This window comes from Flavobacterium psychroterrae, assembly GCF_018380615.1.
In the GTDB taxonomy this organism is placed as follows: domain Bacteria; phylum Bacteroidota; class Bacteroidia; order Flavobacteriales; family Flavobacteriaceae; genus Flavobacterium; species Flavobacterium psychroterrae.
This window is the reverse complement of record NZ_JAGYVZ010000036.1, coordinates 14,813-40,118: the sequence shown is the minus strand read 5'-3', so window position 1 is coordinate 40,118 and position 25,306 is coordinate 14,813. Positions and strand designations below refer to the sequence as shown.

Annotated in this window: 24 protein-coding genes, 2 tRNA genes and 1 rRNA gene; 12 read left to right on the top strand and 15 right to left on the bottom strand. The window is 33.7% G+C overall.

Annotated elements, in window-relative coordinates:
- The 3 genes from rrf to KHA90_RS23100 all read left to right on the top strand — a co-directional run bounded on the left by rrf (nt 1) and on the right by KHA90_RS23100 (nt 353).
- Nucleotides 1–109: ribosomal RNA gene (rrf, locus tag KHA90_RS23110) — 5S ribosomal RNA — on the top strand.
- A 72-nt stretch (nt 110–181) separates the two neighbouring features.
- Nucleotides 182–254 (top strand) — tRNA-Phe (locus KHA90_RS23105).
- A 13-nt stretch (nt 255–267) separates the two neighbouring features.
- Nucleotides 268–353 (top strand) — tRNA-Leu (locus tag KHA90_RS23100).
- A 129-nt stretch (nt 354–482) separates the two neighbouring features.
- Here KHA90_RS23100 and KHA90_RS25645 read toward each other — a convergent pair.
- From KHA90_RS25645 to KHA90_RS23075, 5 genes are all read right to left on the bottom strand, one after another.
- Complete coding sequence (locus KHA90_RS25645) at nt 483–815, bottom strand: transposase (RefSeq protein WP_317197419.1); 333 nt, start codon at nt 813–815, stop codon at nt 483–485.
- Nucleotides 816–994: 179 nt separating this feature from the next.
- Entirely contained in the window at nt 995–1,159 is a 165-nt protein-coding gene (locus KHA90_RS25640; RefSeq protein ID WP_317197418.1) for a transposase, read from the bottom strand.
- Nucleotides 1,160–1,293: 134 nt separating this feature from the next.
- On the bottom strand, nt 1,294–1,449 hold the full coding sequence (locus tag KHA90_RS23085) for a transposase (RefSeq protein WP_379784449.1): 156 nt from the start codon (nt 1,447–1,449) through the stop codon (nt 1,294–1,296).
- Between the two features lie 73 nt (nt 1,450–1,522).
- Nucleotides 1,523–1,789 (bottom strand): hypothetical protein, encoded by a 267-nt coding sequence (locus KHA90_RS23080; RefSeq protein ID WP_213307373.1) that lies wholly within the window; start codon nt 1,787–1,789, stop codon nt 1,523–1,525.
- Between the two features lie 43 nt (nt 1,790–1,832).
- A complete protein-coding gene (locus tag KHA90_RS23075) occupies nt 1,833–2,198 on the bottom strand; it encodes an ISAon1 family transposase N-terminal region protein (protein ID WP_213307370.1) in 366 nt (121 codons plus the stop codon).
- Between the two features lie 129 nt (nt 2,199–2,327).
- On the opposite strand from KHA90_RS23075, the gene KHA90_RS23070 reads away from it, so the two are divergent.
- Together KHA90_RS23070 and KHA90_RS23065 are read left to right on the top strand one after the other, a co-directional pair.
- Nucleotides 2,328–3,236, top strand: coding sequence for a helix-turn-helix domain-containing protein (locus KHA90_RS23070; RefSeq protein ID WP_213307367.1), 909 nt, complete (start codon nt 2,328–2,330; stop codon nt 3,234–3,236).
- 88 nt (nt 3,237–3,324) lie between these two features.
- A complete protein-coding gene (locus KHA90_RS23065; protein WP_213307364.1) occupies nt 3,325–4,164 on the top strand; it encodes an SDR family NAD(P)-dependent oxidoreductase in 840 nt (279 codons plus the stop codon).
- A gap of 327 nt (nt 4,165–4,491) precedes the next feature.
- Here the strand turns inward: KHA90_RS23065 and KHA90_RS23060 are convergent, their stop codons facing one another.
- The 10 genes from KHA90_RS23060 to miaB form a co-directional block, all read right to left on the bottom strand.
- Nucleotides 4,492–5,694 carry an alkaline phosphatase family protein gene (locus KHA90_RS23060; protein WP_213307349.1) on the bottom strand — a complete coding sequence of 401 codons (1,203 nt, stop codon included), beginning with the start codon at nt 5,692–5,694 and terminating at the stop codon, nt 4,492–4,494.
- A gap of 331 nt (nt 5,695–6,025) precedes the next feature.
- Nucleotides 6,026–7,654 carry a chaperonin GroEL gene (groL, locus tag KHA90_RS23055; RefSeq protein WP_213307347.1) on the bottom strand — a complete coding sequence of 543 codons (1,629 nt, stop codon included), beginning with the start codon at nt 7,652–7,654 and terminating at the stop codon, nt 6,026–6,028.
- Nucleotides 7,655–7,698: 44 nt separating this feature from the next.
- Nucleotides 7,699–8,055 carry a four helix bundle protein gene (locus KHA90_RS23050; protein ID WP_213307344.1) on the bottom strand — a complete coding sequence of 119 codons (357 nt, stop codon included), beginning with the start codon at nt 8,053–8,055 and terminating at the stop codon, nt 7,699–7,701.
- Between the two features lie 84 nt (nt 8,056–8,139).
- Nucleotides 8,140–8,415: a co-chaperone GroES gene (locus tag KHA90_RS23045; RefSeq protein WP_007806577.1), complete on the bottom strand. Its 276-nt coding sequence runs from the start codon at nt 8,413–8,415 to the stop codon at nt 8,140–8,142.
- A gap of 144 nt (nt 8,416–8,559) precedes the next feature.
- The gene (gene secG / locus KHA90_RS23040; protein WP_213307341.1) at nt 8,560–8,898 is read right to left on the bottom strand and encodes a preprotein translocase subunit SecG; all 339 of its coding nucleotides are present in this window, start codon (nt 8,896–8,898) and stop codon (nt 8,560–8,562) included.
- 3 nt (nt 8,899–8,901) lie between these two features.
- Nucleotides 8,902–10,392 (bottom strand): tetratricopeptide repeat protein, encoded by a 1,491-nt coding sequence (locus KHA90_RS23035; protein ID WP_213307326.1) that lies wholly within the window; start codon nt 10,390–10,392, stop codon nt 8,902–8,904.
- A gap of 103 nt (nt 10,393–10,495) precedes the next feature.
- Nucleotides 10,496–11,014, bottom strand: a complete 519-nt coding sequence (lptE, locus tag KHA90_RS23030) for an LptE family protein (protein WP_213307323.1) — start codon at nt 11,012–11,014, stop codon at nt 10,496–10,498.
- A 177-nt stretch (nt 11,015–11,191) separates the two neighbouring features.
- Nucleotides 11,192–12,448 (bottom strand): sigma-54 interaction domain-containing protein, encoded by a 1,257-nt coding sequence (locus tag KHA90_RS23025; protein ID WP_213307320.1) that lies wholly within the window; start codon nt 12,446–12,448, stop codon nt 11,192–11,194.
- A 160-nt stretch (nt 12,449–12,608) separates the two neighbouring features.
- Nucleotides 12,609–12,998 (bottom strand): GxxExxY protein, encoded by a 390-nt coding sequence (locus tag KHA90_RS23020; protein WP_213307306.1) that lies wholly within the window; start codon nt 12,996–12,998, stop codon nt 12,609–12,611.
- 44 nt (nt 12,999–13,042) lie between these two features.
- A complete protein-coding gene (gene miaB, locus KHA90_RS23015) occupies nt 13,043–14,488 on the bottom strand; it encodes a tRNA (N6-isopentenyl adenosine(37)-C2)-methylthiotransferase MiaB (protein WP_213307302.1) in 1,446 nt (481 codons plus the stop codon).
- A 718-nt stretch (nt 14,489–15,206) separates the two neighbouring features.
- Here miaB and topA point away from each other — a divergent pair.
- From topA to porN (KHA90_RS22980), 7 genes are all read left to right on the top strand, one after another.
- On the top strand, nt 15,207–17,723 hold the full coding sequence (gene topA, locus KHA90_RS23010; RefSeq protein ID WP_213307299.1) for a type I DNA topoisomerase: 2,517 nt from the start codon (nt 15,207–15,209) through the stop codon (nt 17,721–17,723).
- 3 nt (nt 17,724–17,726) lie between these two features.
- Nucleotides 17,727–18,878, top strand: coding sequence for a formimidoylglutamase (locus KHA90_RS23005; RefSeq protein ID WP_213307296.1), 1,152 nt, complete (start codon nt 17,727–17,729; stop codon nt 18,876–18,878).
- A gap of 253 nt (nt 18,879–19,131) precedes the next feature.
- The gene (gene porK / locus KHA90_RS23000) at nt 19,132–20,541 is read left to right on the top strand and encodes a T9SS ring complex lipoprotein PorK/GldK (RefSeq protein WP_055094854.1); all 1,410 of its coding nucleotides are present in this window, start codon (nt 19,132–19,134) and stop codon (nt 20,539–20,541) included.
- 58 nt (nt 20,542–20,599) lie between these two features.
- A complete protein-coding gene (gene porL, locus KHA90_RS22995) occupies nt 20,600–21,247 on the top strand; it encodes a type IX secretion system motor protein PorL/GldL (RefSeq protein WP_089481140.1) in 648 nt (215 codons plus the stop codon).
- Nucleotides 21,248–21,299: 52 nt separating this feature from the next.
- Nucleotides 21,300–22,841: a type IX secretion system motor protein PorM/GldM gene (porM, locus tag KHA90_RS22990; protein WP_213307293.1), complete on the top strand. Its 1,542-nt coding sequence runs from the start codon at nt 21,300–21,302 to the stop codon at nt 22,839–22,841.
- 44 nt (nt 22,842–22,885) lie between these two features.
- Nucleotides 22,886–23,875, top strand: a complete 990-nt coding sequence (gene porN, locus KHA90_RS22985; protein ID WP_213307375.1) for a type IX secretion system ring subunit PorN/GldN — start codon at nt 22,886–22,888, stop codon at nt 23,873–23,875.
- Between the two features lie 373 nt (nt 23,876–24,248).
- On the top strand, nt 24,249–25,238 hold the full coding sequence (porN, locus tag KHA90_RS22980; RefSeq protein ID WP_213307290.1) for a type IX secretion system ring subunit PorN/GldN: 990 nt from the start codon (nt 24,249–24,251) through the stop codon (nt 25,236–25,238).
- Nucleotides 25,239–25,306: the final 68 nt, after the last annotated feature.

The window sequence follows — 25,306 nt, the reverse complement described above, 5'->3', positions numbered from 1 at the left end:
AAGGTGGTTATTGCGGCGGGGCTCACCTCTTCCCATCCCGAACAGAGTAGTTAAGCCCGCCTGCGCAGATGGTACTGCAGTTATGTGGGAGAGTATGTCGTCGCCTTTCTTTTTAAAATCCTCATCAGTATTTGATGAGGATTTTTATTCTTAATTCATTTTATTTTATAAAGTGATCCAAGGTACCTTAGCTCAGATGGTAGAGCAATGGACTGAAAATCCATGTGTCCCTGGTTCGATCCCTGGAGGTACCACATAATATAATATGCTCGGATGGTGAAATTGGTAGACACGCTGGACTTAAAATCCAGTGAACAGCAATGTTCGTGCGGGTTCAAGTCCCGCTCTGAGTACTAAAAACTTCAATTAGCTTTGCTAATTGAAGTTTTTTTGCTTAAAAGGAATTAGGGATCAGGTGCAAAAATGGGATCAGGTGCAAAAGTTGGGGATGGATCAACACGAAAACCTGTGGAGTTGAAAAATTAAGCATAAATATTAGTGAGTCTAAAAAGGAAGTATTCCACATTCCTAACGCCCCTGAATTTTGATCTAAATGCTTTTATTTTTGCATTTAAAGATTCTGTCGAAGCGTTGGTGCTTCTGTTGTCAAAATAATTCAATATAGTTTGATAATGATTTATAATTGTGCGAGAGATTGTACCAAAAGACTTAAACCCGGATTGATTTACTTTTTCGTTCCATTTGGCTAGTTTAGCAAAGCCTATGATTTTATCTTTTGTGTTCTCAAAGATTCCACGGAGCTCTTGAGTTAGATTATATCCTTTTTGAATATCAGGATACAATTCAAATAGTATTGCAGCACGTTCTGTTTGATTTTGAGTCCATTTCGATTTGTTTTGTACAAGAAATAGAGGCTTCTGGCTAGGAATTGCTTAAGGGTGTCCCCATTTGAAAGTATCTTGGATTCGAAATTTACATTTGACTTCTTAGCTGTCTCTATGTTTTCATTTTCTAGATCTATTGCTTTCCAGCGCTATTTGATTCTGATTTCCTGTAATGCTTCTGAAGCTAATTTTTGAACATGAAAACGATCTGTGGCCCGAGTTGCATTAGTAAAACATCTTTTAGCAATTAATCCCATATTTTCTGCCATGTCTAAAGTAATTTCCTTGACTAGATTTCGCTGCTTAAGAGGTATTTTTTCTATAACGGCAATAACTGCATCGGCTTTGGTTCCGGATCAACACGAAAACCTGTGGAGTTGAAAAATTAAGCATAAATATTAGTGAGTCTAAAAAGGAAGTATTCCACATTCCTAACGCCCCTGAATTTTTATCTAAATGCTTTTATTTTTGCATTGAAAGATTCTGCCGAAGCGTTGGTGCTTCTGTTGTCAAAATAATTCAATATGGTTTGATAATGATTTATAATTGTGCGAGAGATTATATCAAAAGACTTAAAACCAGATTGATTTACTTTTCGTGCCATTTGTCTAGTTTAGCAAAGCCTATGATTTTATCTTTAGTCTTCTCAAAGATTCCACGGAGGCTCTTGAGTTAGATTATATTTCGCTGTTTAAGAGGTATTTTTCTATAACTGCAATAACTGCATCGGCTTTGGTTCCTGCAACCATAGCCACTATAGTGCCTTTTCTGCCTTTGCCGGATTTGTTGGTTAAAATAGTATATAGCTCACCATTAGAAAGGGAGGTTTCATCTATGGATAAACGTTTTCCAATATTATGTGGAAAAAGAAGCCATTTTTTCGCATGCGATATTTGATCCCAGACTTTGAAATCACTTAAGAAATCTTTGTGTTGACATTGCAAATTTCTACCAGAAACTCCATAAAAAGAAGCAATGGTATTGCAATCATTTAGACTGGAATCTATTGATCTCTTTTAAAAAAGACGCAAACTCCTGTGTTACACGAATTCCGTCTGCTACTAAATTCCAATTTCTAAAAACTATTTTCCCGGTATTTTCATTAAGCCATCTTCTTCTAGTTGTATGGAGATATACCTGATGTCCACGGATAGGAAAATCCTGAACTGTTATTTCATCAAAGAACCCTTTTGAACTTAATTTAGATTCTCTGTATTCTTTTGGTATCGAATTAATCTCTTTTAGATAAAGATGAAGTATTTCATCTTCCTTTTTATAAGTTGTAAGTTCAAAGTAATCTACTATTATCTCAGGTAATAATAACTTTAGGATATCGATAAAAGAATCTTGCATTCGAGAATAATTTGGAAATGCAAATATCTGGATTTTAATATTTCCCCACAACTATGTATTGATCCTTCAAAATTCATCATAGTGCCAAATCATTTAATTAAAGAAGATTGATTTTTGTAACTTTGTAAAATGAAACGAACAGAAACCCTCGAAGATTTTTATACGATAAAAATAAAAGGAATGCCCGAGAACCTTCAAAAAGAAATAGGACATTTTAATGTTTTTAAATTGGATGATTATGTTGGTTCTACTTGTAATCCATTGCCTTATACTCGTAAAGACTTTTATAAAATAAGTTTAATCATTGGCAGAAATAAAGTGCATTATGCAGATAAAATTGTCGAAATAGAAGATCAGGCTTTATTTTTTGCCAATCCGCAAATTCCGTACAGTTGGGAACATATTGATGAGAATCAAACCGGGTTTTTCTGCATTTTTACAGAAGCATTTTTTAGTCAGTTTGGAAATTTAAAGGAATATCCTTTGTTTCAACCCGGCGGAAATCCTATTGTTCCTGTTTCTAAAGAACTGGCAGAATCCTTAAAGGCAGTTTATTTAAGAATGTTCGATGAAATAGATTCTGATTACGCTTTTAAATATGATATGCTTCGCAATCTTGTTTTTGAGATTATTCATTTGGCATTAAAAACACAAACCGTAACTTCTTCATTATATAGTAAATCAAACGCTACGATTAGGGTTTCTTCTTTGTTTTTGGAATTGTTGGAACGCCAATTTCCGATTGAATCCATATCTCAGCAAATTAATTTTCGTTCGCCTTCAGAATTTGCTAATCAGTTAAATGTTCATGTAAATCATCTGAATAAAGCTTTAAAGGAAACGACCGGAAAAACAACTTCGCAGATTATATCTGAAAGAATTATTCAGGAAGCGATGGTTTTACTCAAACAAACCAATTGGAATATTAACGAAATTGCGTGGTGTCTTGGATTTGAAGAATTGTCTCATTTTATTAATTTCTTTAAGAAAAATACGCATCTTTCACCTAAAACCTATCGTGTAACCGAAATTGTTTGATTTTTGTAACTTCTTGTTTGAATCCTTTAATTTTAGATAACGATCGCGCCTATACCTTTGTACCATAATTTAATCTAAAAATAAAATCATGGAAAATAGCAAAGTTTGGTTTATCACAGGGGCGTCAAAAGGTCTTGGATTAGTATTGGTTAAAAAATTATTGGCCGAGGGTAAAAAAGTAGCAGCAACATCAAGAAATGAAGCAGCATTAATTAAAGCAATTGGAAGTGCATCTGAAAATTTTCTTCCTTTAGAAATGGATTTGACAAATGAAAAAAGCGTCAAAAATGCCATTGAAGTAGCCGTTAGTCATTTTAAAACAATTGACGTTTTAGTAAACAATGCCGGTTATGGGTTGTTAGGAACATTAGAAGAATTGACTGATGCAGAATCGAGGAAAAATTACGAAGTAAATGTTTTCGGGTTATTAAATGTAGTAAGAAATACGATGCCATACATGCGCGCAAACAAATCAGGACATATTTTTAATATATCTTCTATTGGCGGATATAACGGAGGTTTTCCGGGGTGGGGAATCTATTGTTCTACAAAATTTGCAGTTGCCGGTTTAACCGAGTCTTTGGCTGCCGAAGTAAAAGAGTTTGGAGTAAATGTAACTTTAGTTTATCCAGGTTATTTTAGAACTGATTTCTTAACAGATAGTTCTTTATTATTACCATTAAACCCAATTGCAGAATACAAGGCAGTACGAGCGTCAGAAAGTGCTCATAAAGATTCTATTGACGGAAATCAACCGGGAGATCCTGAAAAATTAGCCAATGCTTTAATCAAAATGAGTACAGAAGAAAATCCTGCATTACATTTGTTTTTAGGACAAGATGCTTATGATATGGCAAACCTTAAAATTGAAAATGTGCAAAAAGAATTAGAGAACTGGAAAGAGGTTTCTGTTTCAACAGGATTTTAATTAGAAATTAGAAAATTTGGCAATTAGATAAATTAGATACTGAATGGCTTTATTTTATAATAAATTTTGAAACTAATTGAATTGCCTCCTGCTTTAGCTGGAGGAAAATAATAAATTAAAAAATGGCTTTAGCCGAATTTTAAATTCGACTAAAGCCATTTTTTGTATGTAACTTTTTGTAAAGATTCACATTGCGTTCTATGCATGCCGGAGCCGCACTGCTGTGCATCTCTAAGATTAGGGAATCGAATTTTATCGAATTATTGTATGCCTTTACAATGAACAGGGTTAATAATTATCTGATTATTAAATTGACACATTATCTAATTAATTTACCAGCATTGATTGTACTTCACTAAACTTCCCGTCAACTTCATCAATTTGCAAACCTAATATGTGAGCAATTAAAGGATAAATAGAAACATTTTGAAATGATTTAACTTCTTTATCCACTTTAAAAGCGGGACCTTTTGCATAAAATATAGCCTGCATGTCTTTTGTTTTATTGTCATAGCCGTGCGTTCCGCCTTTTATATTCTGGTTTTTTTCACTAACTAAACTATATCCTTTTTTAGCTTCGATGACAAAATCATGCACACGCGGATTTGTACCGTAATGCAATCTTTTAGGGACTTCACTTGATTTCCAAAACTTAATATGCGGTACTTTTTTCAATGCGTTTGCTATAGAATCTTGATAACCAGGTTTAGCCTGTAAACTCATAATAGGGTTAATAACTGCTTTATATTCTAACCATTCGGGTTTTAAATAATGTAAGATGACTACTTTTTTATCATTGCTAATATTGGTCATTCCGTGATCTGAAACAATAATTAAATTGATTTCTTTTCCAATGGATAATTGATTGAGTTTAAATGATAATTGACCCATTAACGAATCCATCTTTTTTATTGCTTTTTCATTTTCCGGAGAAAGCGGACCAAAATTATGTCCCGTATGATCCGGTTCGTCAAAGTATAAAGTAACTAAATGCGGACGTTGTTTTTCCGGAAGCTGAAGCCATTTAATAACCGTGTCAATTCTATTTCCGTATGGGATTTTGTCATTATATTCTTTATAATAACTAGGTCTTTTTTTATCGGTATCAGATCCGGGCCAAAAAAAAGAGGCTGTTTTTACACTTTGTTGTTCAGCCACATTCCAGATTGGATTTCCGCCATAAAATCTGGAATCATTTTTAGCATTTGTAGATAATGCAAAAGATTCATTTAAACCGGCATCGTAAAATACATTGTTAATGATTCCGTGGTGATCCGGATAAAGTCCCGTAACTATCGAATAATGATTTGGGAAAGTTTTACTAGGATAAGAAGGGCGCATTGATTTAGCATGAACACCTTCTTTGGCAATTTGGTTTAAATTTTGAAGCTTAAAGTGTTTTACATAATCCCAACGGAATCCATCCATAGAAACTAAAACTACATAAGCGTTTTTATTAGATTGAGAATATAAAAAAGTGTTAAGAAGTAAGAATGTAAAGGATAATAGTTGAGTAGTAAATTTTCTCATTTTGTAATTTTAAATAGAACTGTAAAGTTACTGATAAACGATTTTTTAATGTAAAAGAGAATGTTAAACAATCTTAAATAAAAAAGGTTTGCAGAATACATGAAGAAAGTTTGCCACGAATTTCACTAATTTTCACGAATGCTTTAAGTGAAAAAAGTTTGCCACAGATTAAGGGATTAAAATAGATTAATCTGTGAGAATCTTTTTAATCTGTGGCGAAAAAAAACAGTCATGCAGATTAGAAAAAATAATTCGTGGAAATTCGTGTAATTTGTCGCAAAAAAAACGCCAGATTTAATATCTGGCGTTTTAAGTTTTAAGAAAAGAACGATTACATCATTCCTGGCATACCGCCACCCATTGGCATTCCGCCTCCGTTTTCTTCTTTAATATCAATTAATGCACATTCTGTAGTAAGGATCATTCCCGCAACCGAAGCAGCATTTTCTAACGCTACACGAGTTACTTTTTTAGGATCGATAATTCCAGCTGCAAGCATATCAACATATTCGTCAGTTTTTGCATTGTAACCAAAATCACCTGAACCTTCAGACACTTTTGCTACAACTACAGAACCTTCAAGACCTGCGTTTTCAACAATAGTTCTTAATGGAGATTCAACAGCACGAGATACAATCTGGATTCCAGTTGCTTCGTCAGCGTTGTCAGCTTTAATGTCAGCTAATGCCGCTTTTGCTCTTAATAAAGCAACACCACCACCAGCAACGATTCCTTCTTCAACAGCAGCACGAGTTGCGTGTAGAGCATCGTCAACTCTGTCTTTTTTCTCTTTCATTTCAACTTCAGATGCAGCACCAACGTAAAGAACAGCAACACCACCAGCTAATTTAGCCAAACGCTCTTGCAATTTTTCTTTGTCATAATCAGAAGTTGTAGCTTCCATTTGACCTTTAATTTGGTTCACACGATTTTTGATCATGTCAGCATCACCAGCACCACTTACAATTGTAGTGTTATCTTTATCGATAGAAACTCTTTTTGCAGTTCCTAACATTTCGATAGTTGTATTTTCAAGAGTATAACCTCTTTCTTCAGAAATTACAGTTCCACCAGTTAAGATAGCGATATCTTCTAACATTGCTTTTCTTCTGTCTCCAAAACCAGGAGCTTTTACAGCAGCAATTTTAAGAGCACCTCTTAATTTATTTACTACAAGAGTAGAAAGAGCTTCTCCGTCAACATCTTCAGCAATAATCAATAATGGTTTCCCTGATTGAGCAACTGGCTCTAGAACAGGTAGTAATTCTTTTAAAGAAGATACTTTTTTATCGTATAATAAGATGTATGGAGAGTCAAGTTCAACTTCCATTTTCTCAGGGTTTGTTACGAAGTAAGGAGAAAGATATCCTCTGTCAAACTGCATACCTTCAACAACATCCACGAACGTGTCAGTTCCTTTAGCTTCTTCAACAGTAATAACACCTTCTTTACCCACTTTAGCAAAAGCAGTAGCGATTAGTTCACCAATTACTTCGTCATTGTTTGCAGAGATAGAAGCAATTTGTTTGATTTTATCAGAATCACTTCCAACAACTTTAGCTTGTTTTGCAAGGTCAGCAACGATAGCTTCAACAGCTTTATCAATACCACGTTTCAAGTCCATTGGATTTGCTCCTGCAGCAACGTTTTTTAAACCTTCTTTTACGATTGCCTGAGCTAAAACTGTAGCAGTTGTAGTTCCGTCACCCGCTAAGTCGTTAGTTTTAGAAGCAACTTCTTTAACCATTTGCGCGCCCATGTTTTCTAATGGGTCTTTTAATTCGATTTCTTTTGCAACAGAAACACCATCTTTAGTAACAGTTGGTCCGCCAAATGATTTTCCAATGATTACGTTACGACCTTTTGGTCCAAGAGTTACTTTTACAGCATTTGCTAATGCATCAACACCACGTTTTAATCCATCACGTGCTTCAATATCAAATTTTATATCTTTTGCCATTCTATTTTTGCTTTAGGCAGGAGGCATTAAGCTTTAAGCTTTTCCTACTGCTGAATTAATATTTGTTTTAATTTGTAAATTTTACTTTTTATGCTGTTGATTTTTACTATTTGACTCTCAGCAATTTCATTATTAAGATATTGCAAATCTTTAGCTAAAATCAAAAGATATTCTGTCTCGCTGGCAGAACCTAAAGCTATATTGAGAAATTGATTGAATTCTTTGTCGCTATTTCTTCCACAGCCTTCACTAATATTAGTTGGAATTGATGAAGAAGCTCTTCTAATTTGACTTGTTAATCCGTATAATTCTTCTTTTGGAAAAAGAGAAGTTATTTTATAGATTTCTAAAGTAAAAGAATGACTTAGCTGCCAAATATCATATTTTTTAAAATCTCTCATTTGTTTTTTGCTTTAAGCTTTAGGCAATATGCTTTAAGCTCTTCCAGGAAGCTTATAGCCTAAAGCTTACAGCTTATTGCTTTTTTAAATGATTGCAAGGATATCATCCTCACGCATAATCAAATAATCAGTTCCTTCAAGTTTTAATTCTGTTCCTGCATATTTACCATATAGAACAGTGTCGCCAACTTTTACGGTCATAGTGTGATCTTTAGATCCATTTCCTACTGCAACAACAGTTCCTTTTTGTGGTTTCTCTTTGGCAGTATCTGGAATAAAAATCCCTGACGCAGTTTTAGTCTCAGCTGCAACAGGCTCAATAAGTACGCGGTCTGAAAGCGGTTTAATGTTTAAAGTCATGATTTTATATTATTAATAGTTTATATTTTTTTAATGCTAAAATAACTTTCAGAAATTATGCCATGCTCTGAAAACTGACATTATTTCTTAAAAAAAATGCCAGCTTTGACAGGCTGGCATTTTTATATTTATTTCAAAAAATTATTATTTTGCTGCAGGAGTTGCCGGAGCAGGTGTTTGTTGAACCGGAGTTGCTGGTGTATTAGCAGGAGCTTCTGTTTTTTCAATAAGTTTAGAATCAGTATCGCTTAAAGATCCTGTAAAGCTTAAACTTGAAAGTAAGATTAAAGCAATCAAAATAGTAGCCAATGTCCAAGTACTTTTATCTAAAAAGTCAGTTGTTTTTTGTACTCCACCTAACATTTGAGTTCCACTAATTGTAGACGACAATCCGCCTCCTTTAGGGTTTTGAACCATGATTACTACGATCAATAGAAAACAAACTATTGTGATTAAAACTAAAAAAATTGAAAATGTGCTCATTGCTTAATTATTATTGTTATTTTGTTGTAAAATCTTTATATACGAAATACGGTCTGCAAAGAAACTAATTTTTTCTGGATATTTCAAAATTAATATTTCATATGCTTGTATTGCTTTTGTATATTTCTTTTGTTCTAGATATACTCTGGCCAAAGTCTCTGTCATTAAGTAAGAATTATCCTCTTTATTAGGGTCAAATTGAACCGCTGGAACTATTGCAGTTTGTTTAATAGGAGGAATTTTTGGGTTTGTTTCAATGAATTTATTGATTATTTCTGCCTTTTTCTTTTTCTCATCAACAATTATTTCAGCTTCTACTTTTGGATTGGCTTTTTTTTTGGCTTCTTCAGGACCTTCTGTTCTGTCAATTGGTTCTGTTCGTGCTAATTGCAGCCATTCCTGAAAAGAATGTTTTTCATTAACAGAAAAATCCAATGGTTTTCCTATTTCCAGATTTTCTTCAGCAATTTTTACTGCTTCAGGAATTTCAATTTTTGTTGGTTCTTCCTGCGTTATTGTTTCTTCAAAAGTTACTGTTGTTGATTCTTCAATAGAATCTAGGATTGATTTTTCGATAGGATCAACTCTTACTTCCGGAATTTCATCGTCTACTATTTCTTCAAAAAAGGTTGGCATAGTTTCTTTGCTAGGAGTTATAATAGGTTCTTCAACAATTGGCTCTATTTTTTGCTCTTCGATTTTTGAAGTTTCTACAAAAGTTATATTTGTCGCTTCTATAATAGAATTTAAAATAGATTGCTCAATAATTAAATCATTTGGTTTCTCTTCTGTTTTTACTGGTTCTTCAAAAGCTGGTGTTACCTCTATAAAAGTATCTAAAATTTCTTGCTCAGAAACGGGCTCAATTATAATTCCCTCGACTTTTGAAGGCTCTTCAAAACTGGTAGGGGGCACTTCTTTAAAAGAATCTAAAATTAATTCTTCAGTAATAGGCTCAATTTTTAGTTCCTCGATTTTTACTGGTTCTTCAAGAGAGGTTGGTGACACTTCTTCAAAAGAATTTAAAATCGATTGCTCATTAAGAGGAATGCTTGGTTTATCTATTATTATTGCGGGTTCTTCAAAAGTGGCGTTTGTTGCTTCTCTTATAGAATTCAGGATAGATTGTTCAACAGGATCAATTCGGGTTTCAGTTGTTTTTTTAATTTCCGAAAATGAAATAATCTCGCTGTCGACCACTTTTATTTCTAAAAGATCTCTTAATTTTCGATCATAATATTCACTTTGGATAGCAGTAAAATCTTCTGAAGTGATAAAATCAAATAAAACCGAACGATCAGAAGTATGTGCAGCCGTAACTTTTAGGGCATAATTATACTTAAAACTATTTTGACTGTAAAGACCTTTTAAACGTAATGCTCTCGCACTTTGAAAATAAGGAAATTCATTCAAAACACTTCCTAATGCTTCCGCTTGCTTTTCAGAAATAGCATCCGGTTTGTTCATTAAGTAGGTATAATCAGTTACATTCATTTTTTATTGTTTAATCGTTTTTTGCTTAATTGTTTTTGTTTAATTATTTAAAAGAATCGATTAAACAATTAACCGATTTCCACAAATAAAAAAATTAACAATTTTACCATTTTGCCAATGAATCATTAAAGATATCTTGCGTAATTCTTTCAAAAATAGTTTGAAGTGCCGTGTTTAAAATAGCTCCTGTTGGCAAACCTGTTCCTGGAAAATCGTAGTAGAATTCGAATGATTTTTCGAAATCATCAGTTTCTTTCTTTTTATTCGTAAATCTTACTTGTACACGAATTGTCAAACGGTTTTGAGCCGCTCCCGCTTCACTACCTGTTGTAACAGCAGTTGCCGTCATAGGAGTTGTTCTGTAATCTGTAATTTCTCCTTCATAAACTAAATCGCCACTTTCGCTAACTAAGTTTAGATTAGTTTGATTTTGAATTAAATCCTGCAGAGCTAATGTAAATGTTCTGTCAATTCCAGGTTCAATCAAATCAGCATTGTTTTGAAAAAAGTTAACCTGAAAAGTTTTGGCATCAATTTTTCCTGTCCCTGTAAAGTTGTAAACTCCACAACCGCTTAACATAAAGAGGCTCATTAAGGCCAATAAAGAATATATTTTTTTCATAAGGTTTAATGGAAACTTCCAATATTTTTAAATTTCGAATTCCAATTCTCGGGAGAAATTCCAATGCCGAAGCCTCGTGAAATTCCAAATTTCAATTTTTTTTTCAAATATACTAATTTGGAATTTGGAATTTATGTTGTCTAATTTGGAATTTAAATATTGGAATTTATTTATTATTTATAAATCGAATTGTTTAATTTTTCGGTACAAGGTTCTTTCAGAAATACCTAATTCATCAGCAGCAGCTTTTCGTTTCCCCTTATTTTTTTCTAATGACTTTTTGATCATTTCAATTTCTTTTTGCTCTAAACGCAAAACTTCTTCTTCTTCAATTGTTTCGGCAAATAAATAATTATCGTCTTGTATCTGATAATTATCTTCGCGGGTTGCAGGCGTCATAACAGCAGTTCTTGGTTCTTCTTCAAAATCAATTTCGCTTTCATTTTCCTGAGAACCGTATATTTTCTGAATCAAATTTGGGTTGATATCCTGAACTTTTGATGATCCGTTTTTCATCAATTCCAAAGTAAGTTTCTTCAAATCATTCAGATCACTTTTCATATCAAAAAGTACTTTGTATAAAATGTCTCTTTCGGTACTAAAATCACTTTCCTTTTTCTTATCATTAATTACAGATGGTAAATTGCTTCCTTCAGTGGGTAAATAAGAGCGTAAAGTAGCCAAAGTAATATCGCGATTCGTTTCTAAAACCGAAATTTGTTCCGCTACATTTCGCAACTGACGAATGTTTCCGTTCCATCTGAATTTTTGTAAAAGCTGAACCGCATCATCATCTAACTTTAACGGTGGCATTTTATATTTATGCGCAAAATCGGCAACAAATTTTCTAAATAATAAATGTATGTCTTCGTTTCTTTCACGTAAAGGCGGTAAAGTAATTTCAACAGTTGTCAAACGATAATACAAATCCTCGCGGAATTTTCCTTTTTCAATAGCATTGAATAAGTTTACGTTTGTTGCTGCTACGATTCTCACATTTGTTTTTTGAACCTGAGACGAACCTACTTTTATAAACTCTCCATTTTCAAGTACACGAAGCAAACGAACCTGAGTTGTAAGGGGTAATTCTCCAACTTCATCAAGGAAAATAGTTCCGCCATCTGCCACTTCAAAATAACCTTCACGTGTGCTTGTTGCGCCTGTAAAAGCTCCTTTTTCATGACCAAAAAGCTCACTGTCAATTGTTCCTTCCGGAATTGCTCCACAGTTTACCGCAATATATTTACCATGCTTTCTATGCGAAAGCGAATGGATTATTCTTGGAATATTCTCTTTACCAACACCACTTTCTCCAGTTACCATTACCGAAATATCAGTAGGAGCAACCTGAATGGCTTTTTCAATGGCGCGATTTAATTTCGGATCATTTCCAATAATTTCAAATCGTTGTTTTATTGCTTGAACTGTTTCCATTTATGTTTTGTTTCAAGTTTTGTTTGTTTCAGGTTTCAAGTTACGGAATGAATACGAGTCTTGAAACCACAAATAATGATTTTATTTTTTGCCACTGATTAAAGAGATTAGCACGAATTTTTAAACTAACCACAAATTACACAAATTAGCGCAAATTCATTTAAGAATTTATTAATCGTTTATGTACTAATGATTTGTTTTGAAAGTTTGCAATTATCCCAACAGGAGTATCTGCAAGTTTCATATAATTTAATGTTTGAGCGAGATGATCATTGCAAATTTCTTTTACAGATTTCACTTCTAATATTATATCGTCATAAACTATAAAACCTGCATAAAATTTATGAGGTAAAATAATTCCTTTATATTCTATTGAAAACTCCTTTTCTCGTGAATAAGGAATCTGATGATTTTTAAATTCAATTTCTAATGCATCTTTGTATACAATTTCAAGCAATCCAGGTCCTAATAATCTATGTACTTCCATACATATTCCAACAATCTTGTAATTTTCGTTTTTCTTATAATAATATTCGTTCGAGTCAGACATGAAGACTAATTTGTGAAAATTTGTGAAATTTGCGGTTAAAAAAATTAATTCATGTTACTCAGTCCAACAGCTTTTCCTTTTAGGGTTCCTGAAGTACAGCTTTCGATTTTTACATTTACAAAGTCTCCAATTTTATAATTTTCTTTTGGAAAAACTACCGTAATACTTTGAGAGTTTCTTCCTGAGAATTCTTCTGTTGATTTTTTAGATACTTTTTCGACAAGAACTTCAACTATTTGCCCAACGAATTCTTCACTACGGAACCAAGCATGTTTTTGTTGTAAATCGACAATTTCCTGCAATCTTCTGGCTTTAGTTTCGTCTGTTACATCATCTTCCATTTTTCTTCCCGCCAAAGTTCCCGGACGTTCAGAATACGAATACATATAACCAAAATTATATTTTACATATTCCATTAAGCTCATTGTATCCTTGTGATCTTCTTCAGTTTCTGTTGGAAAACCTGCGATCATATCCTGCGAAATCGAAGCATTCGGAATAATCGATCTGATTTTATCAATCAAAGTCATATATTCTTCACGAGTGTGCAAACGATTCATTTCTTTTAGAATTCGGTTGCTTCCGGATTGAACAGGCAAGTGAATATGTTTACAAATATTAGGATGTTTTGCAATAACGTGCAACACACTTTCGTGCATATCCTGCGGATTTGAAGTCGAAAAGCGAATACGCATTTTAGGAAATCCAACAGCAACCATTTCAAGCAATTGATCAAAATCAACTGCCGTAGCTTTTTGCATATCTGAAGCACTGACGAAATCTTTTTTCAAACCACCGCCATACCAAAGGTAACTGTCAACATTTTGACCTAAAAGTGTGATTTCCTTGAAGCCTTTATCCCATAAATCCTGAATTTCGCCCATAATACTTTGAGGTTCACGACTACGCTCACGTCCACGAGTAAAAGGCACAACGCAAAACGTACACATATTATCGCAACCACGAGTGATTGAAACCAAAGCTGTAATTCCGTTGCTCATCAAACGAACCGGCGAAATATCTCCGTAAGTTTCCTCTTTGGATAAAATTACATTAATAGCGTCACGGCCCTCTTCAACTTCTGCCAATAAATTAGGCAAATCTTTGTAAGCATCTGGTCCAACAACAAGGTCTACTATTTTTTCCTCCTCCAGAAATTGACTTTTCAAACGCTCCGCCATACAGCCCAAAACGCCCACTTTCATCTTCGGATTAATACGTTTAACAGCATTGTATTTTTCCAGACGCTTACGAATAGTTTGTTCGGCCTTATCTCTAATCGAGCAGGTATTTACAAGAACTAAGTCAGCTTCTTCAAGAGTTTGGGTAGTATTGTATCCGTTTATTGATAGGATGGAAGCTACGATTTCACTGTCCGAAAAATTCATCGCACAACCATAACTTTCTATAAAAAGTTTTTTAGTATTCTCAGGTTTATTTTCTAAAACAAGACTTTCGCCCTGTTTGCTTTCTTCAATAATCTTTTCCATTGTATAATTTCAAAGTGCAAAGATAACGTAAATGCGATCAAAGTGACAAGATGGCAGAAAAGAAATTTTAGAATTTAGAGTTAAGATTTTAGATTATTAGAATTTTAGATTGTTGGAACCGACAAAGAATAAGGGAATCTAAAATCAACAATCTAAAATAATTATAGCCACAGATTAAAAGATTAAAAAGATTAGAGTATCCTTAAAGCTTTGGGAACTTATTCTGAAATATTTCAGCTCAAACTAACTTGGCGAACTTTGCGTAAAACTCTGTAAACTCTGTGGTTAAATTTTGCCACAGATTAAAAAGGTTTTTGCCACAAATTTCCACAAATTAATTCGCGCTAATTCGTGAAATTCGTGGCGGATATTTTTTTTGTTCTAGGAAGCAATTTCCAGCTTTCTGCTACAAGTCCTCATAAAAAGCGCAAAGTTTCTAATGTTTTAAAAAGAGCTTCCGCTGGTCGCTTTTTTAAAACAAGAAACTTTTGCGCTTTTTACTCCGGGCTTTTCACTACAATCCGGGCTAGGAATTTAGAGGATCGAAAAGAACATTCTTGGGGCATAATCATATAATAGTTATACCTATATATATAATAGGTAGGATTACAGATAAATCTGTAATTTTAATAATCATAATATTAAAATACCTCAAAAATGAATTAGCAAGGTTGATATTTAAAAAAAATAGATACTTTTGTTGCAGAAAAATAGAGCAATGGCAAAGAATTTAGTAATAGTGGAATCACCTGCAAAGGCGAAAACGATAGAGAAATTTTTAGGAAGTGATTTTCAGGTAGAGTCAAGTTACGGACATATAGCAGATTTACCATCAAAGGAAATAGGAGTAGATGTAGAGAATGGTTTTAAACCTAAATACGAAGTTTCTCCAGATAAAAAAGCCTTGGTAAGCAAACTGAAAACATTATCTAAAAATGCCGAAATGGTTTGGCTGGCAAGCGATGAGGACCGCGAGGGTGAAGCGATTTCGTGGCACCTTGCGGAAGAACTAAAGCTGGATATAAAAAAAACCAAGCGAATTGTTTTTCATGAAATTACAAAGTCTGCGATTCTTAAAGCAATCGATAATCCCAGAGAAATAGATTATAATTTAGTAAACGCACAACAAGCACGTCGTGTTTTAGACCGTTTAGTAGGTTATGAATTATCTCCTGTTTTATGGAGAAAAATTAAAGGAGGACTTTCTGCCGGGCGTGTACAATCAGTTTCCGTACGTTTGATTGTTGAGAGAGAACGCGAAATCCAAAACTTTAATGCAGTTGCAAGTTATTCTATTGTAGCCGAATTTGTAAATGAAGCAGGAAAAGCTTTCAAAGCTAAATTGCCAAAAAACTTCAATACTAAAAAAGAAGCCGAAGATTTTTTAAATAAAAACATCGGATCACAATATAAGGTAGCCGATTTAGAAACTAAACCTACCAAAAAATCACCAACTGCACCATTTACAACTTCTACATTGCAACAAGAAGCAGCAAGAAAATTGTATTTACCAGTTGGAATCACCATGCAGCTTGCACAACGTTTATACGAAGCGGGACTTATTACGTATATGAGAACTGATAGTGTAAACCTTTCTAAAGATGCAATGGATGCCGCTGAAGCTGAAATCATAAAATCATACGGAAAAGAATTTTCAAGACCTCGAACTTTCGCCAACAAAAGCAAAGGAGCACAAGAAGCGCACGAAGCAATTCGTCCTACTGATATGTCACGACACACGGTAAATATCGATCGTGATCAGGCGCGTTTGTATGATTTGATCTGGAAAAGAACATTGGCATCTCAAATGAGCGATGCACAATTAGAAAGAACAAACGTAAAAATTGAAGCGAATAATCACAGCGAAATTTTTACAGCCTCAGGAGAAGTTTTACTTTTTGAAGGTTTCCTGAAAGTCTACCTGGAAGGACACGATGACGATGAGGAAGAACAAGAAGGAATGTTGCCAGCCTTAAAAGTAAACGAAAAGTTAGTTAACAATTATATTACAGCTACAGAAAGATATTCACGACCTCCGGCAAGATATACAGAAGCATCTCTGGTAAAAAAATTGGAAGAATTAGGAATTGGACGTCCATCTACTTACGCACCAACTATTTCGACTATCATCAACAGAAATTATGTTGAAAAAGGAACACTTGAAGGTCAGGAACGTAATTATACACAACTTACCTTGCAAGCCAGTAAAGTAGGAGAGAAGTTACTGAAAGAAAATACAGGATCTGATAAAGGAAAATTAGTTCCAACAGATATCGGAACTATTGTTACAGATTTCCTGGTTAAGAACTTTGGGAATATATTAGACTATAACTTTACTGCAAAAGTAGAACAGGATTTTGATGAAATTGCCGAAGGAAATATTGACTGGGCAGTTATGATGAAGGAATTCTATGATAAGTTTCACCCAAATGTAAAAGAGGTTGAAGCGAATGCAGAACGTGAAAGCGGAGAAAGAATTTTAGGAAAAGATGCTGATGGAAGACAAGTTTCTGTTCGTTTAGGAAAATTTGGACCAATGGCTCAAATTGGAGAAGCGGATGATGAAGATAAAAAATTCGCCAGTTTAATGTCTGATCAGAATATTGGAAACATTACACTTGAAAAAGCTTTAAATTTATTTTTATTACCTAAAAACTTAGGTGAATATAAAGGAGAAGAAGTAGAAGTTAGTAATGGTCGTTACGGTCCTTATGTTCGTCACGGAAGTGTATTTATTTCATTACCAAAAGGAGAAGATCCGTTAAGTCTTTCAAAAGAAAGAGCAGAGGAATTAATTGATGAAAAAGCAATTGCCGATGCTCCAATCGCGGTTTACAAAGGCGAGGGTGTTCAAAAAGGTGTAGGACGTTTTGGTCCGTTCATTAAATGGAACGGTATTTTTATTAATGTAAGTAAAAAATACAATTTCGATAATTTATCACAACAAGAAGTAGAAGAACTAATTGAAGATAAATTACAGAAAAATATAGATAAAGTGCTTCATAATTGGGAAGACGAAGGAATTTTGGTTGAAAAAGCACGTTGGGGACGCTCTGTTATTACAAAAGGCAAAATCAAAATTGAATTAAGTAAAGATGTTGATGCTACAAAATTGACATTGGCCGAAGTTCAGGAAATGATAGCCAAAAAAACACCGGCAAAAAAAACACCGGCAAAAAAAGCAACAACCGCTAAAAAAGCCCCAGCTAAAAAACCAGCTGCTAAAAAGAAATAATAAATGGAATTTGATTTTCTAGAACCAGTTAATGACGGAATTTTAAAATTCATTAGTTCATTGTCTTCACAAGAATTGGGTAGTAAAATAGTTTTGCATACCAAAGATCAGTTTCCTGATATAAATAAAATTACCTTTGCGATAATTGGTGTGTTAGAAGACCGCCGTAATAGCAACGGAATTAATGATGTCAATTTAAATATAGTTCGCAAGAAGTTGTACGGCATGTTTCCGGGTAACTGGGATGCATCGATTGCTGATTTAGGAAATATTCTTGCAGGTGACTCTGTAGAGGATACCTACTTTGCTCTGAAAAGAGTAACCGCTACTTTAATTAAAAATAAAGTGATTCCTATAGTTCTGGGAGGTTCGCAGGATTTGACCTATGCATTGTATCGCGCATATGATGATCTAGAGCAAATGGTAAATATGGTTGCTGTGGATAATAAATTTGATTTTGGAAAGGAAAACGAAACGGTTTCGGCTAATTCCTATCTTACTAAAATTATTATAGATGAGCCTAATAACCTTTTTAATTACTGTAATATAGGATATCAAACCTATTATAATTCTCAGGAAGAAATTGATTTGATTGAGAAATTATTCTTTGATGCTTATCGTTTAGGAGAGATTTCGAATAAAATTGCTCTTGCTGAACCGGTTTTTAGAGATGCTGATTTGATAAGTATAGATTTGAATTCGGTAAAGTCATCAGTTTCAGGTAATATGATTACTTTTGAGCCAAATGGTTTCAACGGAAAAGAAATATGCTCATTGGCAAGATATGCTGGTATCAGTGATAAAGTTTCTTGTTTAGGAATTTTTAATCATAATAGTACAGCGCCTGAAGCAGTAATTATTGCGCAGATCGTCTGGTATTTTATCGAAGGGTATCATTATCGATCAAAAGAATATCCGTTTGGTAGTCGGGCAACGTATTTAAAATATATTGTACCACTTGAAGATGAAGAATTAATTTTCTATAAAAGTGACAAAACAGATCGTTGGTGGATCGAAATTCCATCAGAGTCAAATGGTCACAATAAATTGAAAAGAAATACGTTATTACCGTGTTCATACGACGAATATTTGAGCGCTTGTAACCAAGAACTGCCGGAAAGATGGTGGAAAGCACAACGAAAAAATGCTCTGTAGAGCAAAATTTTAGATAAAATTATAATTTCAAAAAAATAATTAAGAAAATTTAGTAAGAAAATAATTCTAAACTATAAAATTTAACGTTTTACGTCGATTTTTTCCGCTAGTTTATCGATGAAATATTTTTTTTTTATTTTTTTTAACATTATTTTTGAGCGGTAAAATAAATTTCGCAACTAGTATTGTTTTTTAGATAAATAATAAATACGTTTACGGACTTATAATAATGAATAGATAATCCCAAATTTATATGAAGAAGTTTATTGCATTTGCAGCAATGTTAACACTGGTAATTGGCTGTGGTAAGTCAGGAGACAAAGGTGAGTTAGTTGGTGTTACAGGAGGCAAATGGCATCCTGAAAAACCTTATGGTATGACATTAGTTCCGGGTGGATCTTTTATCATGGGTAAATCAGATGCTGATTTAGCTAATGTTGAAGATGCTCCGACTAAAACAGTAACAGTTCGTTCATTTTATATGGATGAAACAGAGATTACTAATAGTGAGTACCGTCAATTTGTAGAATGGGTAAAAGATTCTACAATGAGAGTACGTTTAGCTATTTTAGCTGACGAAACAGGGCAAAAACCAGCTGGTGATGCTAAAGGTAAAAAAGGTGGAAGCATCTCAGATTATGCATTTAATGATTCAGAGCCGGATAAAATGACGGCGTATGATAAATACATGTATGATAACTACTATAGTGTAGGAACAAAAGATGATCCTTATGCTGGTAGAAAATTAAACAAAAAAGTTAAGTTAATTAAAGATACTAAAGCATACCCGGATGAGTATTATGCTGAAGTAATGGATTCTATGTATTTGCCAATAGAAGAATCATATAATGGTTTGAGAACAATTGATGTAAATAAATTGAAATTCCGTTATTCTTGGATGGACATTCAGGCTGCTGCAAAAGCTAAAGTTGGAAAAAGAAAAGATTTCGTTAAAACTGAACAAGTTAGTGTGTATCCTGATACAACAGTTTGGATTAAAGATTTCGCTTACTCATATAATGAGCCAATGCATAATGATTATTTCTGGCACAAGGCTTACGGTGATTATCCTGTAGTTGGTGTGACTTGGAAACAAGCTAAAGCATTTTGTGCTTGGAGAACATTAAATAAAAACAGCTATATCAAATCTAAGAAAAAAGGACGTGACTTAGTAAATGCATTCAGATTGCCAACAGAGGCAGAATGGGAGTATGCTGCAAGAGGTGGTCTGGAATCAGCTACATATCCTTGGGGTGGTCCTTATACTAAAAGTGACAGAGGTTGTTTCTTAGCAAACTTTAAACCAAGCAGGGGAGATTATGCTGCTGATGAAGCTTTATATACTGTAGAAGCTAAATCATATGAAGTAAACGGTTACGGATTATACAACATGGCAGGAAACGTTTCAGAATGGACAGATTCAGCTTATAATCCAAATGCTTACGAATATGTTTCAACAATGAACCCTAACGTAATTGACGGAAACAATCAAAGAAAAGTGGTTCGTGGAGGTTCTTGGAAAGATGTTGCTTACTTCCTACAAGTAAGTACTCGTGACCACGAATATGCAGATTCAGCAAGAAGTTATATTGGTTTCAGAACTGTACAAGATTACATGGGAACTCAAACAACAGGAAGCGGAAAAAAGAAAAGTAAATTATAATTAAATTCAAATAACCAAATCAAATCTATTTTAAATTAAAACCTAAAAAAAAAGTATTATGGCATTATTAAGTAAAAAAGCAATGAATTTCGCTTATGGTATGGGAGCGGCAGTAGTAATCGTTGGAGCTCTATTCAAAATTACTCACTTTGAAATTGGACCATTAACAGGAACTGTGATGTTGTCAGTTGGTTTATTAACTGAGGCGTTAATCTTTGCTCTTTCTGCTTTCGAACCAGTTGAAGATGAATTGGACTGGACTCTTGTTTACCCAGAATTAGCTAACGGTCAGGCTAGAAAAAAAGCGGATAAAGTTGAAGCGCCATCTGATGCTCAAGGATTATTATCTCAAAAATTAGATGTAATGTTGAAAGAAGCTAAAATTGACGGAGAGTTAATGTCAAGCTTAGGAAACAGCATCAAAAATTTCGAAGGAGCTGCAAAAGCAATTTCTCCAACAGTAGATTCTATTGCAGGACAAAAGAAATATGCTGAAGAAATGTCATTAGCTGCTGCGCAAATGGAATCATTAAACAGCTTATACAAAGTACAATTAGAAAGTGCTTCAAGAAACGCACAAGCAAATAGCGAAATCGCTGAAAATGCTTCTAAATTAAAAGAGCAAATGCAATCAATGACTGCAAACATTGCTTCTTTAAACAGTGTTTATGGTGGTATGCTTTCTGCAATGAGTAACAAAGGATAATTAGTTTTTGACTATTATATTAAATTTATTAATAAAGAACTAATTAGAAAAAATGGCAGGAGGAAAATTAACCCCTAGACAGAAGATGATTAACCTGATGTATCTGGTTTTCATCGCAATGTTAGCAATGAACGTATCAAAAGAAGTTATATCTGCTTTTGGTTTGATGAATGAAAAATTTGAAAGTGCAAACACTAGCTCATCAGAAACAAATACAAGTTTATTAACATCGTTAGATCAAAAAGCTGCTGAAGCAAAAGGAGAATTCGCAATTGCTGCAGTTACAGCTCATAAGATTGAAACAATTTCAAAAGAATTTTACGATTATATTGGGACTTTAAAAACTCAATCTATCAAAGGATTTGAAGTAGAAAAAGAAACCGGAAAACTTCCTTACGAGTCTATGGACAGAGGTGATAATATCGACGACTGGTTTACAGGAGACGGTTACACTAAAAAAGGGAATGAAATTATCGCTAAAATCGAGAAATACAAATCAGATATTAAAGCTGCTTTAGGTACAGATAAAAAATATGCTGTTATTATTTCTGAGGTTGAGAAAAAATTTGATGTTTCTGACGTAAAAAACAAAGAAGGTATAAAAGAAAAATACTTAGAATATCACTTTAAAGGTTTTCCTGCAATTGCATCAGCTGCTAAACTTTCAGCTTGGCAAAATGACGTTAAGAAAACTGAAACAGATGTTTATAATAGTGCTTTAGGAAAAGCGGCTGTTGCTGCTGCTTCTTACAGTAATTACCAGGCAATTGTTGTTTTAGATAAAAATGCTTACTTCCAAGGAGAAAAAGTAACTGGTAAAGTAGTTTTAGGTCGTTATGACGAAAACACAAAACCAACTTCATTCCAAGGTCCAGGACAAATTGTTAACGGACAAGCTGTTATCTCTTTAACTGCTGGTGGAGTAGGGGAACAAAATATTAATGGTCAATTTACATTCTTAGAAGACGGTAAAAATATTCCATTAAAATTTAAAGGAACTTATGTTGTAGTACCAAGACCAAACTCAGCTACTATTTCTGCTGATAAAATGAATGTTGTTTATAGAGGTGTTGTTAACCCAATCTCTGTATCATTCGCTGGTGTTGATGCAAACAAAATTAATGCAAGTGCTCCTGGATTATCTTCTGCTGGGAAACCTGGGAAATATAACATGAGCCCGGGTTCAGGTACAGAAGCTACAATTTCTGTTACAGGAACTTTACCAAATGGAGATAAAGTTACAGATAAGAAAACTTTCAGAATTAAAGGAATTCCTGGTCCAACAGGTACAATTAGAGGAGAAATGGGTGTTGTTAAAGGACCTAAATCTAACTTAGAAATTGCTACTATTGGTGCTAAATTACTTGATTTTGATTTTGAAGTTGGTTTAGATGTTGTTGGATTTAATATGAAAATTGCCGGACAACCTACAGTTGTAGTTTCTGGGAACAGATTAAATGCACAATGTAAAACAGTTCTTGCAAGAGCTGGAAAAGGAGACCAGGTTACTATTTCTGAAATTAAGACTAAACTTGTTGGAGCTGGTAGTTATTTATTACCAAGAACTGCTCCGGTAATTTACGAAATACAATAATAAAGTAGGTAAAACTACATTCAATATCTTATAATGATATCATGATGAAAGTAAGAAATTTTTTAATAGCTATTGTTTCTATCGCTGGAGGTTTTTCTTCTTATGCGCAATCTAATTTGCTAAATGCGAAAACACCTGCTCAGATAGGACTTAAAACTCCTGCGCAACTTATCTCAGATAATGATAAGCCTTTAGCTTATGGTTATGTGGATGATAGAGATATCTTGATGGGAAAAACTACTTGGGAGATCATTGATTTAAATGAAAAAATCAACTTTCCATTATACTTTCCTGTAGATACGGCTAATATTGGTTCTGACAGACGTTCATTATATGACGTCTTGACGAAAGCTGTTAAAAACGGCAAAATAACTGAAGTTTACAGCGACAGTTATTTCAATACTAAAAAATCTTTGAAAGATATTCAAGGTGCATTATCTCGTATTGATACTACTGACGCAGGTAGAGAATTGATCAACCAATACCCGGATGACTACAAAACACGTGTTGTGAAGAAAAAAGTTGTTACAGGTACTGGAAAAAAGAAAGTTGTTACTTATGTTGATGAAACAGTTGGAGCAACAAGAACAGTTCCTGCAGAATATATCTTGAAACAAGATTTAACCGCTGCTGATGTTACACAATATAAAATAAAAGGATACTGGTATTTTGACAAACGTCAAAGTGAACTGAAATATCGTTTACTTGGAATTTGTCCTGTAACTCCGGATGTTTACACAATGAACAGTGACGAAAAGGATTATATTGAGTTATTCTGGGTTTTCTTCCCTAATTCTAGAGAAGCATTGCACGAAGCAAAAGCTTTTAACGATAGTAACTCAGCACTTCCAATCTCATTCGATCAGATATTAAATTCAAGACGTTTTAATGCAGTAATCTATAAAGAAGAAAACTTGTACGGAGATCGTGAGATCAAAGATTACATGAAAGATAATGCACAAAACCAATTGTTAGAATCTGAAAGAGTAAAAGAAAAGATTCGTAACTTCGAACAAGATATGTGGAACTACTAAGTACCTCAATTATATTATAACAAAACCTCTTACTACGTTTGTAGTAAGAGGTTTTGTATTTTACGCTAATTAGCATTAAAAAATATTCGTTATCTTTATGATTCATTAATCATGAATACTGCAAGCCTTAAGTTTAGTAAATTAAAATCTTTTAAATTTGAGCAGCACCATATTTATAGCTGCCTACTAATAAGATTATGATATATACGCTAAGAAATTTCTTTACCACCTTAATTTTAGAATTCAACTAAATGAAAACTAGAAATAGTTAAATCTCATTTATGATGTTTCCCGTTGTGAAAATTTATATTTGTAAGAAAAATACAATAAATAAAATAAAGTTTCGTTATGTTTATTATAAATACTATTTAAGATGAAAGGGAAAAGTTTTTTTATGGCCATAGTTCTTATCGCTGCAAGTTTTACTTGTAAAGCACAGTCTAATTTGCTAAATGCAAAAACGGCTGACCAAATAGGATTAAAAAGTGAAGCACAGAAAATTTCTGATAATGATAAGCCTTTAGCGTATGGTTATGTTGATGACCGTGATGTTTTGATGGGGAAAACAGTATGGGAAATTATTGATTTAAATGAGAAAATTAATTTCCCTTTATATTTTCCGGTGGATACAGCGAATATTGGTGCTGACAGACGTTCGCTGTATGATGTTTTGACTAAAGGTATCAGAACCGGTAGAATAACCGAAGTATACAGTGATAGTTATTTTAATACTAAAAAATCATTGAAAGATATTCAGGGTGCCTTATCTCGTGTTGATACAACTGATGCAGGTCGGGAATTAATCAACCAATATCCTGACGACTACAAAACTCGTGTAGTAAAGAAAAAAGTAATCACTGGAACCGGAAAAAAGAAAGTAGTTACTTATGTAGATGAAACTGTTGGGCCAACAAGAACGGTTCCGGCAGAGTATATCCTGAAGCAAGATTTAACTGCGGCTGATGTGACACAATATAAAATTAAGGGATATTGGTATTTTGACAAACGGCAGAGTGACCTTAAATATCGTTTATTAGGAATTTGCCCGGTAACTCCGGATGTTTATACAATGAATAGCGACGAAAAAGATTATATTGAGTTGTTTTGGGTTTTCTTCCCAAATGCCCGAGAAGTGTTACACGAAGGAAAAGCTTTTAACGATAAGAATTCGGCAACTCCAATTTCATTTGATCAAATCTTCAATTCAAGATATTTTAATGCTATAATTTACAAAGAAGAAAATATGTACGGAGATCGTGAAATTAAAAGCTACATGAAAGATAATGCGCAAAACCAATTGTTAGAATCTGAAAGAGTAAAAGAGAAGATTCGTAACTTCGAGGAAGATATGTGGAACTACTAAGTATCTAAATTACATTATAACAAAAACTCTCACTACCTTTGTAGTCAGAGTTTTTATTGTATTTTACC

Coding starts and splice junctions, on each gene's coding strand:
- KHA90_RS23085 (WP_379784449.1), bottom strand. CDS start 1,449: ATGGCACGAAAAGTAAATCAATCTGGTTTTAAGTCTTTTGATATAATC.
- KHA90_RS23075 (WP_213307370.1), bottom strand. CDS start 2,198: ATGCAAGATTCTTTTATCGATATCCTAAAGTTATTATTACCTGAGATA.
- KHA90_RS23070 (WP_213307367.1), top strand. CDS start 2,328: ATGAAACGAACAGAAACCCTCGAAGATTTTTATACGATAAAAATAAAA.
- KHA90_RS23065 (WP_213307364.1), top strand. CDS start 3,325: ATGGAAAATAGCAAAGTTTGGTTTATCACAGGGGCGTCAAAAGGTCTT.
- KHA90_RS23060 (WP_213307349.1), bottom strand. CDS start 5,694: ATGAGAAAATTTACTACTCAACTATTATCCTTTACATTCTTACTTCTT.
- groL (WP_213307347.1), bottom strand. CDS start 7,654: ATGGCAAAAGATATAAAATTTGATATTGAAGCACGTGATGGATTAAAA.
- KHA90_RS23050 (WP_213307344.1), bottom strand. CDS start 8,055: ATGAGAGATTTTAAAAAATATGATATTTGGCAGCTAAGTCATTCTTTT.
- KHA90_RS23045 (WP_007806577.1), bottom strand. CDS start 8,415: ATGACTTTAAACATTAAACCGCTTTCAGACCGCGTACTTATTGAGCCT.
- secG (WP_213307341.1), bottom strand. CDS start 8,898: ATGAGCACATTTTCAATTTTTTTAGTTTTAATCACAATAGTTTGTTTT.
- KHA90_RS23035 (WP_213307326.1), bottom strand. CDS start 10,392: ATGAATGTAACTGATTATACCTACTTAATGAACAAACCGGATGCTATT.
- lptE (WP_213307323.1), bottom strand. CDS start 11,014: ATGAAAAAAATATATTCTTTATTGGCCTTAATGAGCCTCTTTATGTTA.
- KHA90_RS23025 (WP_213307320.1), bottom strand. CDS start 12,448: ATGGAAACAGTTCAAGCAATAAAACAACGATTTGAAATTATTGGAAAT.
- KHA90_RS23020 (WP_213307306.1), bottom strand. CDS start 12,998: ATGTCTGACTCGAACGAATATTATTATAAGAAAAACGAAAATTACAAG.
- miaB (WP_213307302.1), bottom strand. CDS start 14,488: ATGGAAAAGATTATTGAAGAAAGCAAACAGGGCGAAAGTCTTGTTTTA.
- topA (WP_213307299.1), top strand. CDS start 15,207: ATGGCAAAGAATTTAGTAATAGTGGAATCACCTGCAAAGGCGAAAACG.
- KHA90_RS23005 (WP_213307296.1), top strand. CDS start 17,727: ATGGAATTTGATTTTCTAGAACCAGTTAATGACGGAATTTTAAAATTC.
- porK (WP_055094854.1), top strand. CDS start 19,132: ATGAAGAAGTTTATTGCATTTGCAGCAATGTTAACACTGGTAATTGGC.
- porL (WP_089481140.1), top strand. CDS start 20,600: ATGGCATTATTAAGTAAAAAAGCAATGAATTTCGCTTATGGTATGGGA.
- porM (WP_213307293.1), top strand. CDS start 21,300: ATGGCAGGAGGAAAATTAACCCCTAGACAGAAGATGATTAACCTGATG.
- porN (WP_213307375.1), top strand. CDS start 22,886: ATGAAAGTAAGAAATTTTTTAATAGCTATTGTTTCTATCGCTGGAGGT.
- porN (WP_213307290.1), top strand. CDS start 24,249: ATGAAAGGGAAAAGTTTTTTTATGGCCATAGTTCTTATCGCTGCAAGT.